This window comes from Zobellella aerophila, assembly GCF_039539325.1.
GTDB classification, from domain to species: domain Bacteria; phylum Pseudomonadota; class Gammaproteobacteria; order Enterobacterales; family Aeromonadaceae; genus Oceanimonas; species Oceanimonas aerophila.
Genome location: NZ_BAABCX010000002.1, coordinates 196,891 through 208,784, shown reverse-complemented (window position 1 = coordinate 208,784; position 11,894 = coordinate 196,891). Strand labels below are relative to the sequence as shown.

The 11,894-nt window shown below is 60.4% G+C and carries 8 protein-coding genes; 4 read left to right on the top strand and 4 right to left on the bottom strand.

Annotation, left to right across the window (positions count from 1 at the left end):
* Window positions 1–13 precede the first annotated feature (13 nt).
* The 3 genes from fdhF (at window position 14) to ABD806_RS08570 (ending at window position 5,295) form a co-directional block, all read left to right on the top strand.
* Complete coding sequence (gene fdhF / locus ABD806_RS08580) at window positions 14–2,878, top strand: formate dehydrogenase subunit alpha (protein WP_344956908.1); 2,865 nt, start codon at window positions 14–16, stop codon at window positions 2,876–2,878.
* Between the two features lie 154 nt (window positions 2,879–3,032).
* Window positions 3,033–3,854: a formate dehydrogenase accessory sulfurtransferase FdhD gene (gene fdhD / locus ABD806_RS08575; protein ID WP_344956906.1), complete on the top strand. Its 822-nt coding sequence runs from the start codon at window positions 3,033–3,035 to the stop codon at window positions 3,852–3,854.
* A 274-nt stretch (window positions 3,855–4,128) separates the two neighbouring features.
* The gene (locus ABD806_RS08570; RefSeq protein WP_344956904.1) at window positions 4,129–5,295 is read left to right on the top strand and encodes a BCCT family transporter; all 1,167 of its coding nucleotides are present in this window, start codon (window positions 4,129–4,131) and stop codon (window positions 5,293–5,295) included.
* 708 nt (window positions 5,296–6,003) lie between these two features.
* Here the strand turns inward: ABD806_RS08570 and ABD806_RS08565 are convergent.
* Entirely contained in the window at window positions 6,004–7,110 is a 1,107-nt protein-coding gene (locus ABD806_RS08565; RefSeq protein ID WP_344956899.1) for an FAD-binding oxidoreductase, read from the bottom strand.
* A 305-nt stretch (window positions 7,111–7,415) separates the two neighbouring features.
* Between ABD806_RS08565 and ABD806_RS08560 the strand changes: the two genes are divergently transcribed.
* The gene (locus ABD806_RS08560) at window positions 7,416–8,681 is read left to right on the top strand and encodes an aromatic ring-hydroxylating oxygenase subunit alpha (RefSeq protein ID WP_344956897.1); all 1,266 of its coding nucleotides are present in this window, start codon (window positions 7,416–7,418) and stop codon (window positions 8,679–8,681) included.
* A 172-nt stretch (window positions 8,682–8,853) separates the two neighbouring features.
* Here ABD806_RS08560 and ABD806_RS08555 read toward each other — a convergent pair whose 3' ends face one another.
* From ABD806_RS08555 to ABD806_RS08545, 3 genes are all read right to left on the bottom strand, one after another.
* Entirely contained in the window at window positions 8,854–9,081 is a 228-nt protein-coding gene (locus ABD806_RS08555; RefSeq protein WP_344956895.1) for a hypothetical protein, read from the bottom strand.
* A gap of 228 nt (window positions 9,082–9,309) precedes the next feature.
* Complete coding sequence (locus tag ABD806_RS08550; protein WP_344956893.1) at window positions 9,310–11,256, bottom strand: acetoacetate--CoA ligase; 1,947 nt, start codon at window positions 11,254–11,256, stop codon at window positions 9,310–9,312.
* 133 nt (window positions 11,257–11,389) lie between these two features.
* The gene (locus ABD806_RS08545) at window positions 11,390–11,872 is read right to left on the bottom strand and encodes a thioesterase family protein (protein ID WP_344956891.1); all 483 of its coding nucleotides are present in this window, start codon (window positions 11,870–11,872) and stop codon (window positions 11,390–11,392) included.
* Window positions 11,873–11,894 lie beyond the last annotated feature (22 nt).

Here is an 11,894-nt window from a genome sequence, read left to right as displayed (position 1 = left end):
GTGGGCGTAAATTATGGTTGAGCATTTTTATCCCGAGAAGGATTACGGGACGCCGGCCCGTCTGTCGGAAAAGCTGATTACCCTGAACATAGACGGCATTGAGGTCACGGTACCCGAAGGCACGTCGGTGATGCACGCGGCGGCCAGGGCCGACATCAATATCCCCAAACTGTGCGCCACCGACAGCATGGAGGCCTTTGGCTCCTGCCGGCTTTGCACGGTGGAGATAGAGGGACGGCGCGGCTATCCCGCCTCCTGTACCACGCCGGTCGAGCAGGGCATGGTGGTGCGCAGCCAGAGCCAGGCCCTGGCCAAGCTGCGCCGCAATGTGATGGAGCTGTATATCTCCGATCACCCCCTCGACTGCCTGACCTGCCCGTCCAACGGCGACTGCGAGCTGCAGGACATGGCGGGCGCCGTGGGCCTGCGCGAGGTGCGCTACGGCTTCGACGGCGAGAATCACCTGGATTCGGTCAAGGACGAATCCAACCCCTATTTCACCTTCGATCCGAGCAAGTGTATCGTCTGCTCTCGCTGCGTGCGGGCCTGCGGCGAGGTGCAGGGCACCTTCGCCCTGACCATCGAAGGCCGGGGGTTCGACTCCAAGGTGTCCACCGGCAAGGATACCAACTTTGTCGACTCGGCCTGCGTGTCCTGCGGCGCCTGCGTCCAGGCCTGCCCGACCTCGACCTTGATGGAAAAGTCGGTGATCGACAATGGCCAGCCCGAGCACAGCGTGATCACCACCTGTGCCTACTGTGGCGTGGGCTGCTCATTCAAGGCGGAAATGAAAGGTGATCAGGTGATCCGCATGACCCCCTGGAAGGGTGGCAGTGCCAACCATGGCCATTCTTGCGTCAAGGGACGTTTTGCCTTCGGTTATGCCACCCACAAGGACAGGCTGACCAAACCCATGATCCGTCAATCTATCGACGAGCCCTGGACCGAGGTCAGTTGGGAAGAGGCGATCAATTTCGCCGCCCGGCGCCTGCGCGAAGTGCAGGACAAACATGGCCGCAAGAGTGTCGGCGGTATTACCTCGTCCCGTTGTACCAATGAAGAAACCTACCTGGTGCAGAAGCTGGTACGGGCGGCGCTGGGCAACAACAACACCGATACCTGTGCCCGGGTCTGCCACAGCCCCACTGGCTATGGCCTGAAGATGACCCTGGGCGAATCGGCGGGTACCCAGGACTTCGATTCGGTGATGCAGGCCGATTGCATCATGGTGATCGGCGCCAACCCCACCGACGCCCACCCGGTGTTCGGTTCCATGATGCGCAAGCGTCTGCGGGAAGGGGCCAGCCTGATCGTGGCCGATCCCCGCCATATCGATCTGCTGGAAACCCCCCACGCGGGTGAGGGCATCCACCTGCCGATCCGGCCGGGGACCAACGTCGCCCTGATCAATGCACTGGCCCATGTGGTGGTTACCGAGGGACTGGAAGACGAGGCCTTCGTGGCCGAGCGCTGCGATCCGGACGATTACCTCATCTGGCGCGCCTTCGTCGCCGAGCAGCGCAACTCGCCGGAGCTGATGGCGGACGTGATCGGCGTGCCGGCCGAAACCATTCGCCGGGCGGCCCGCCAGTATGCCACCGCCGGCAACGGTGCCATCTATTACGGCCTGGGCGTCACCGAACACAGCCAGGGCTCGACCATGGTGATGGGCATCGCCAACCTGGCGATGGCCACCGGCAATATCGGCCGGCCCGGGGTCGGGGTCAACCCGCTGCGGGGCCAGAACAACGTGCAGGGCTCCTGTGACATGGGCTCCTTCCCCCATGAACTGCCCGGCTACCAGCCGGTCAATGATGCCGGGGTGCGCGGCCAGTTCGAGGTGGCCTGGGGCGTGAGCCTCGAAGCCGAACCCGGATTGCGGATCCCCCATATGTTCGATGCCGCCATTGCCGGCCAGTTCAAGGCCATGTATGTGCAGGGTGAGGACATCGCCCAGTCGGACCCCAATACCCAGCATGTGGAGGCGGCGCTGCGCTCCCTGGAGCTGTTGATCGTGCAGGATATCTTCCTCAACGAAACCGCCAAGTTCGCCCATGTGATCCTGCCCGGCTCCACCTTCCTGGAGAAGAACGGCACTTTCACCAATGCGGAGCGCCGGATCAACCGGGTACGCAAGGTGATGCCGCCGCTGGCGGGCAAGGAGGACTGGGAGATCACCATGGCGCTGGCCAATGCCCTCGGTTACCCGATGCGCTATCGGCATCCCTCCGAGATCATGGATGAAATCGCCAGCGTGGCGCCGTCGTTCGCCAATGTCAGCTACGACAAGCTGGATGAACTGGGCAGCATCCAGTGGCCCTGCAACGACGAGCATCCCGAAGGCATGCCGGTGATGCATACCGACAGCTTCCCCATCGGTCGGGGGCGCATGGTGGTGACCGAGTTTATCCCCACCACCGAGCAGGTGTCGGAGACCTATCCGCTGTTGCTGACCACCGGGCGTATCCTCAGCCAGTACAATGTTGGGGCCCAGACCCGGCGCACCGACAACAACGTCTGGCACAGCGAGGACGTGCTGGAAATCCATCCCCATGATGCCCAGTTGCGGGACATTGCGGACGGCCAGCCGGTGACCATCGCCAGCCGTACCGGCAGTACCGTGCTGAAGGCCAGGTTGAGCAAGCGCATGCAGCCGGGAGTGGTGTATACCACCTTCCACTTCCCGCACAGCGGTGCCAACGTGATCACCACCGATAATTCCGACTGGGCGACCAATTGCCCGGAATACAAGGTGACGGCGGTGCAGGTGTCGGGCTCGGATGCGCATGCCCTGTCCGACTGGCAACAGAAGTTTTATGCCTTTACTCGCGAGCAGCTGGACTTCCATGAGGCCGGCAGCAAGCAGGATAGCGACTAAAACCCGAAGCTGGTCCTGGCCTGAGGGCGGATGACATCAGCAATAACGGGGCGCTTGTTTGGCAGGCGCCCCGTTTTTATGCGGAAATAACTTGCCGGTGGCGACGGCTAACGGTATCAAGAACCTATATCATAAACAGCGTAAAGGAGCCCTCATGAGTGGTCAGCAGTCGGAAAGCTGCCCTGCGGGCGTGGTCAGCGCAGGGGTTGACCGGATCCGCCGGGGCAGTCGGTCCCGAGAGCAGGATCTGGTTGCCGAAGAGGTGCCGGTGGCGCTGGTCTATAACGGTATTTCCCATGCGGTGATGATGGCGAGCCCCCTGGACCTGGAAGATTTTGTACTGGGGTTCAGCCTGACCGAAGGTATCATCAGCCGCGCCGGGCAGATCTACGGCATGGAACTCAGCCACCAGCAGTTGGGCATCGAAATAGAGATAGAGCTCAGCAGCGAGTGCTTCCTGAAATTAAAAGAGAAACGGCGGGCGCTGACCGGTCGCACCGGTTGTGGCCTGTGCGGCCGGGAGTCGCTGGTGCAGGCCCTGCCGCCGGCTCCCCTGGTCAGCCCCGCCGCCATGCCGCCCCTGGCGGCGATCGCCCGGGCCGGCGAATTGCTGCAGGAACGGCAACCGCTGCACCGCCTGAGTGGCGCCGTCCATGCGGCCGGCGCCTTCGACCGCGAGGGCGGTCTGCTGGCGGTGCGCGAGGATGTGGGCCGGCACAATGCCCTGGACAAGCTGATCGGCGCCCAGCTGAGCGGCACAAGGCCCCCCGCCGACTTCATGATGGTCACCAGCCGGGCCAGCTACGAGATGGTGCACAAATGCGCCATGCTGGGGGTGGCCACCCTGGTGGCGGTGTCGGCTCCTACCTCGCTGGCCATCGACTATGCCCGGCAGTCGGGGATGAACCTGCTCGGCTTCGCCCGCGGCGGGGATGGCGTCATCTACCACCAGGCCGATCCGGCCGGGCCGGAGTAACCCTTTCCCATTCAGCGTCAAGTCCGGTCATAGCACCGGGCTTTTTATTGCATACTGTCGTATCCAGATATAAAGGTGACGTATCCAGGGTCTGCCCGGCGGGCTATCTTACCTAAAGTTATGTTGATTGATTGTTCAATTAAATTGGGCGGGTGCCGAAGGGCGGGGCCTGATCATGTTCATAGCGGGGTGCTTACAAACCAGAGAAACCAGTGGATGGTATTATCGCAATGTAACTTACGAGTCATGGAATCAAGACAAGAGGGTGTTACCCATGGATATGGTGTTGTCTGTTGCTATTATTTTTACCCTGGTGGCCTCGGCGGTGATACTGCTGCGCCTGGGAAATGTACGTTGTAAGGGCGAGATGCCCACCTCCCTGTTTACCTTTATCGCTATCCTGTTTACCTCCGGCCTGGATGTCGGCCTGATCATGTTCCCGCTGACCGAATTTCCGGTGTATGCCAGCGAGGCCGAATACGGTTTCGCCAACCCGCTGGCCATCGAGTTTGGCTTCTGGGGCTTCCTGGTGTGGGGTTTCTACTTCCTGACCACCTTCTACTTCGTGCTGGTCGAACCCAGGGTCAGGCTGTTCGAGATCCCGCTGATCAAGTTTATCAACAACCTGGTGATCATCGGCACCTGCGCCTTCACCGGCTTCCTGTTCCTGAGCTATCTGCCCAGCTATATCGAAGGCATCTCGCCGGCCATGACCTATGGACTGGTGGCGCTGGTGGTGCTGGCGGCCGTCTGGTCCAGCTCGGACGTGCGTTATGTGAAGTTGCTGAGCGTGGCGTCGACCTGGCTGTTTATCGCGCTGATCGGCGCTATGTGGTTGAACACGGGGGCGGGCGTGCAGGGGCTGGGTGGCACCGTGGCCGGTATCGGTGAATACTTCGCCAACATCCATCAGTTTGTTACGCCCATTACCGACTACCATGCCTTCTACCTGTTCTGGTGGTTCTCCTGGAGCATCATGATCGGCCAGTTCGTGGCCCGTTTCTCGGGCGGACTGAAGGCCTGGCAGCTGTGTCTCGCCATGCTGGTGGTACCCTCCATCCCTATCGCCATCTGGTTCTCGGTGCTCTACCTCCATTTCGAGCAGACCCTGGTGATCGGCGGCCTGCTGAACCTGGCGATGGTGGTGGTCGGGGTTATCTTCGTGATCAACTCCCTGGACTCCCTGATCCGCCTCTATACCACCAACCTGCGTATCGAGGCGGAGAAGCTGGGGCCGGTTCGCTATGTGGCCCTGAACTGGACGCTGATGTTCGGCCTGGTGCTGCTGTTCCAGTTCACCCCGCTGAAAATCGAGTGGGTGGGACTGGTGGTGATCGGCCTCTACGCGCTGATTTCGGTGCAGCTCTGGCGGCGTCGCAGCCAGCTTCACCGGCTGGGGCAGGACTCTGACCGGGTGACCACGGTGTCTGCCAAGGCCTAAGGTAACATTCCCTATATTCCCAGCCGATGTCAGGCCGCCTAATGGCGGCCTTGTTGTTTTCAGGGCTGCTGATATGTCTCGGGGTATTCCCTCTCTGCGCTGGGTTAAGCGAATGAGGCTTGCCTTGGTGAGCGGCATTTATCCTGATCAGGATTGTCGGTTTGAAGCCTGAGCCAGGCTCTCATCCGCCCTTCGGGCCACGACGAAATCATGAACAGTAACGGAACACACCCTGGGAAGAAGGCTTTGCTTAAAATAGGCGACGGCTCTGCGACAGATGTGTGTCGAGCGATGGGCAGATATCGGAGAAGGGCGCTCGGGTTCGGTCCAGCCGTCCATGGCGTTTAAAAAACTGGCCTGGGCCTCGTTGCCCAGGCCAGTAAAAGTGGACTGACCCTAATCAACATGCCTGTCTGTCAGGCATGGCATAATAGTGCCACGAAGCTGGTTGCTCATATTATTCGTAAGCGACATAAATCATTGTTCTATTGACGGATTAATCGATGAAAAGGAGGCTTTTAGGGGCGGCTGGTGGATTTCAGCTCGGGGTGATAATGGCGCGTGCCGGTCTGGAGCCGGGCATTGGATCCTTCTGGAATAGCCGCCATGGCTGTCACGGGCCGGTTTGGGGATGGTGAGTCGGGAGACGGCTTCCATTCCCTTATGGTGTGCGTCTGAGCACTGGGAATGGAAGCCGGGGAGGGGGAGTTAGAAAGCTACTTCCACATTGCCCTGGGGCACGCTGCAGCAGCTCAGTACATAGCCGTCGGCGATGTCTTCGTCGGTGATACCGCCGTTGTGCTCCATGGTGACTTCGCCCTTCACCACTTGCACCTTGCAGGTACCGCAGATGCCCATGCCGCAGGCCTTGGGAATGTGCAGGCCAACCTGGGCCGCCGCACTGTGCAGGGTTTCGCCCGGCAGTATCTCCACCTGCAGGTCGCTGTCCTGGAAGGACACCGTCAGCCGGTCTTCGGTACGCTCCAGTTCCTCGGCCAGCTCATGGGCCTCGCGGGCCTGTTCCTCGACGTCTTCGGCGACCTCGACCGGGGTTGCGCCAAAACTTTCCTCATGGTAGTGCTCCATCGGGAAGCCGCTGTTTTCAAGCAGGGTGCGCACCGCCCGCATATAGGGGTTGGGACCACAGCAGAATATTTCCCGCTCCATGAAGTCCGGGGCGATAAGGGCGAGCATGGCGCCGTTCAGGTAACCCTTGAAGCCACTCCAGGTTTCCCCTATGTCGGTACGCTCGCAGATCAGGCTGAGGTGAATGTTGTTCAGCCGGGAGTCCATGTGCTGCAGCTCCCGGTAGAACACCAGGTCCTTCGGCGTGCGGGCACTGTGTACGAAATGCATATCGACGTCGGCGTTGGTGTCGAACCACCAGCGGGCCATGGACATCACGGGAGTGATGCCGACGCCGCCGGAGAGCAGCAGCACCTTGTCATTGGGGAAATCGATACAGTTGAAGTTGCCGACCGGACCGTGTACCGCCAGGGCGTCTCCTTCATTGAGGTTGTCGTGCAGCCAGTTGGAGACCACACCGCCGGGCACCCGCTTGACGGTAATGGAAAAGCTGTAAGGGACGGAAGGGGAGGAAGCGATGGTGTAGCTGCGCATCACCGTCTGCCCTTCGATTTCCAGTTCCAGGGTGACGAACTGTCCCGGCTTGAAGAAGAACAGCAGGGGGCTTTCCGCGGTAAAGCAGAAGGTCCTGACGTCCCAGGTTTCCTGTATGACCCTGACACAACGCACGGGGTGACGCCCGTTGCTCCATGTTTGGGTATTGATGGGTGAGATAAAATCCTGATTCATCGCTGTTCTCCGACCGGCTTAGGGAGCCACTCCCCGGGTTATCCTTTATGCTGGCATTTTTGTGCACTTTGGACCCGGGCGGTTGCCCAAAAACGACATGCAGATATCTGCCAGCCCCGCTTTGGATAATGAGCAGGCAGATGTTGGGCGAGGCGGGGGGCGGGAGGTCGGAAATCATCGGCCGGCGAGTCGTTTTCAGATAATCGCTTGATGATAACCTTGATGAAAATAGGGCTTCCGGTGGGGTTCCATCGATGGTATCCGGGACACACCGTTCAACCACAACAGCAAAGGAAGCAGCACACATGGAGCAGACCAACACCGCATTGATCGGCACAGCCCCCAGCCTGGGTGAGGCAGTGCAGATGTTGCAGCAGCGTCGTCCCGGCTATTCACTCCCTCAGGCGTTTTATAACAGTCCCGAAGTCTTTGCCGCCGATATGGAGCAGATTTTCTGCAAGGAATGGCTCTATGTCGGCCTGACCTGCGAGATCCCCAAGATCGGTAACTTCATGACGCTGGAAGTGGGCAACAACCCCATTACCATAGTGCGCAACAAGCAGGGCATTCAGGCTTTTCACAATGTCTGCCGCCATCGTGGTTCACGTCTCTGTACCTCTAAAAAAGGCAAGGTCGCCAAGCTGGTCTGCCCTTACCACCAGTGGACCTATGAGCTGGACGGCAACCTCATCTATGCCGGCAATGATATGGGTGACAGTTTCAACAAGGCCGACTTCCCCCTGAAGCAGGTGCACACCAAGACCGCAGGCGGTTATATCTTTATCAGCCTGGCCGACAATCCACCGGAGATCGACGGCTTCCTGGCGGAGCTCGAGCGTTATCTTGAACCCTATGATCTGGAAAACGCCAAGGTGGCGGTGCAATCCGAAATCGTCGAGGATGCCAACTGGAAGCTGGTGATCGAAAACAACCGGGAATGCTACCACTGCAATGGTTCTCATCCCGAGTTGCTCAACACCCTGCTGGAATTTGACGACACCACGGATCCCCGCGCCACCGACGGCTTCAAGGCCCACGTGGCCCGCATGGCCGAGCAATGGGACGCGGAAAATATTCCCCATGAGCATGTGTCGTTCGGGTTGCGCAACCGCATGGTGCGCATGCCGCTGGCCGAAGGCAAGGTGGCGATGACCATCGATGGCTCCAATGCCTGCGAGAAGACCCTGGGCCGGGTCAAGAACCGGGAGCTGGGTTCGCTGCGCATCCTGCATCTGCCCAACTCCTGGAACCATGGCCAGAGCGATCACCTGATCACCTTCCAGGTGGTGCCGATCGGTCCGCAGAAGACCAAGGTGATCACCAAGTGGGTGGTACACAAGGATGCGGTAGAAGGGGTTGACTACGATGTGGAAAAACTGCGTCGGGTATGGGACGCCACCAATGCCCAGGACAGGACTCTGGCCGAGGAAAACCAGCGGGGCATCAACTCCATGGCCTATGAGCCGGGCCCCTATTCAGCCACCTATGAATTCGGGGTGGTGAACTTCATCGACTGGTACTCGGACACCTTGATCGACAATGCCCAGGTGTCGGTCAAGTTGCCGGAATAAGCCGGTCTTGTGGTAACACCGTTCACTTAAGCAGAAAGGAGAGTCCTCTTCCACACACCGACTCGCCGAAACCCGTCCCTGGGGGCTCGGCGAGTCGGCTTTGTAGATGACGACTCACCTTAACTGAACAGTGTTATGTCTTGCGGGGGAGTGTCCTGCTCCCCCGCAATCATCATTTCATACAGCTATTCAGAACATCCTGCACCTCGGGGTGCAGCAGTTCCCGTTTGACCAGCAGCGATTCCAGCCGTTCTTGCCATAACGCCCGTTCCGCTCCCGCCAGGGCCGCGGTCAGTCTGTCGGCACATTCCGCCAGCGACAGCCGAGCTGCCCCCTCAAGCCCCCAAGCCTGCAGCTGGGCACGAAAATCGTCCTGATCCATCAGCTCGGTGATCATCATGGTTCTGTCCTCCTCTCTTTAATTTTCGCTACAGCCTATTCAGCCGTTTTAGCCTCCGCAACAGCTATCTGCCTTTTATGTCGTATACAGGACAGTCACCGGATTGCAGGACGCCCCGCCATGATCCGATGGCGTATCGGGATACGCCTTGCCCGGGCTGCGCATCCCGAAAATAACAGCACGCCGGCCCGTTGAACAGGCCGGCGACCGCCGCTGCGGGATAGTTCATCAGCATTTCAGTTGCGGCAGATCCCGGTACCACTCGAGCGCCTCGGGATTCGCCAGTGCCTCCATGTTTTTCACCGGCCGTCCTTCGACCGTGCTGCGAATCGCCAGTTCCACCAGTTTTCCGGTCCGGGTGCGGGGGATATCCGCCACTTGGATAATCTTGCCCGGCACATGGCGCGGCGTGGTGTTGCTGAGAATGATCTGGCGGATCTCCTGCTCCAGTGCGGTATTAAGGCGGTATCCGGGGTTGAGCACCACAAACAGGATCACCCGCACATCGTCCTGCCAGTTCTGGCCGATGGCGACGGCTTCCTGCACCGCCTCGACCTTCTCGACCTGGCGGTAAATCTCGGCGGTGCCGATCCGCACCCCACCCGGATTGAGCACCGCATCGGAACGGCCGTGGATCACCACGCCGCCGTTGGACGTCAGCTCGGCATAGTCGCCCTGGGCCCAGACATGGTCGAAGGTGCTGAAATAGGCGTCGCGGTACTTGCGGCCGTCGCTGTCGTTCCAGAAGCCGATCGGCATGGCCGGAAAGGGCCGGCTGCAGACCAGCTCCCCCTTGCCGCTGACCACCGGCCGGCCATGGTCCCAGATGTCGACCGCCATGCCCAGCCCCAGGCACTGCAGCTCACCGGCATGCACCGGCAAAATCGGGCAGCCCAAGGCAAAACACGACAGTATGTCGGTACCGCCCGAGATCGATGACAGGCAGAGATCGTTTTTGACCTCTCGGTAGACATATTCGAAGCTCTCGTGGGTGAGCGGCGAGCCGGTGGATAGCAGGGTTCTGAGCGCGTCCAGCCGGTGGCTGTGAAGCGGCCGGATGCCGGCCTTTTCCTGGGCCGCGATATATTTGGCGCTGGTGCCGAAGACGGTGACCCCTTCCTGTTCCACTATATCCCACAGCACCTCTGCCGTTGGCGCTAAGGGTGAACCGTCGAACAGCACCAGGGTAGCGCCGGTGGCCAGGCCACTGAGCATCCAGTTCCACATCATCCAGCCACAGGTGGTGTAATAGAACAGCGTATCCTGGCGCCCGAGATCGGTATGCAGCTGCTGCTCCTTGAGGTGCTGCAGCAGGGTGCCGCCCACGCCATGGACGATGCACTTGGGTACCCCTGTGGTATCGGAGGAATAGAGGATACAGAGCGGGCTGTCGAAGGCCACCTGGGTAAATTCGGGTGTGGTTGCCGCCGGGTCGATAAAATCATTGAGCAGCACGGCGCCGGGCACCGGGCTCAGGTCGGGTTCGGCGTTGAGGTAGGGCATGACCACCAGCCGGCCGAGCTCCGGCAGGTGCGGCAGCACCTGTGCTAGGCGTTGCAGTGAGTCGAAGGCCTTGCCGTTGTAGAGGTAGCCGTCGGTGGTGAACAGCACCTTGGGGCTGGTCTGACCGAAGCGATCGATGATGCCCTGGAGACCGAAATCCGGTGAGCAGGCGGTCCAGACCGCGCCCAGGCTGGCGGTGGCCAGCATGACCACGGCGGTATCGATGACGTTGGGCACAAAGCCTGCCACCCGATCGCCCTCGACTACCCCCACACGGCGCAGGCCGGAGGACACCTGCGCCACACGTCGGTGAAGATCGGCATAACTCAGGCTGTCGCGCCGGCCCGCCTCGTTGCGAAACACCAGCGCCGGCCGGTCGTCACCGAAGCGCAGCAGGTTTTCGGCGTAGTTCAGCCGTGCCTCGGGAAACCAGCGCGCCCCCGGCATCCGCTGGCCATCGACCAGCACCCGCTCACCCCGCTCACTTGCCTGCACCCCGGTAAAGTCCCAGACCAGTGACCAGAAGTCTTCCGGTCGTTCGACCGACCAGCGATGGAGCCTGTCGTAGTTGTCGAAATGCGTACAGGCTCGTTCGCCGGCCTGTTGCATGAATCGGTGCAGGTTGCTGCGCGCGATCCGCTTGGTGTCAGGTTGCCACAGTACCTTGTTCATCGTCACCCTTATCCCTCTTATCATTGTGGGATTGAGCCCGCGGTATCACTCAGGCGAATCCGCGGGCCTGCCGCTTGCTCGTGCAGCCACTGCCTGCCTGTTGACGAATACACCGGCAGGAAGACTGGCCTGTTCAGTCGCGCGGACGCGTCAGGGCAATGCTGCGCCCGGCCAGTGCCGGCCAGTCGCCGTTACCCTGGCGCTGTTGCAAGGCATCGACCCGCGCCGCGGTATCGGGCAGCATGGGCGCGGCGCGGTGGGCCGACATGTCCATATGCAGCAACAGGGTCTCCATCGTCGCCAGTTCCATGTCGCTGTCGCCGTGGCGCATGGTGAAAAAGACCCGTAGCTTTTTGGCATCACTTTCGAGCAAGCGCGCACCCACCAGCAAAGGTTCGCCGAGGCTCACCTCCCGCAAATAGTGCACCATGCTCTGCATCGTATAGACAGATACCTGATACTTGGTGCGGAATGCCTCGTTCAGGCCGATCTGCTGCATGAATTCGTCGATGGCCTGGCTGAACACCAGCACATAGCAGGCGTCATTCATATGACCGTTATAATCGATCCACTCGGGCAGGACAGGCCCGCCAAATACCTTGAGTTCGGTTGTCATTTTCAGTCTCTTGTCAGGATTG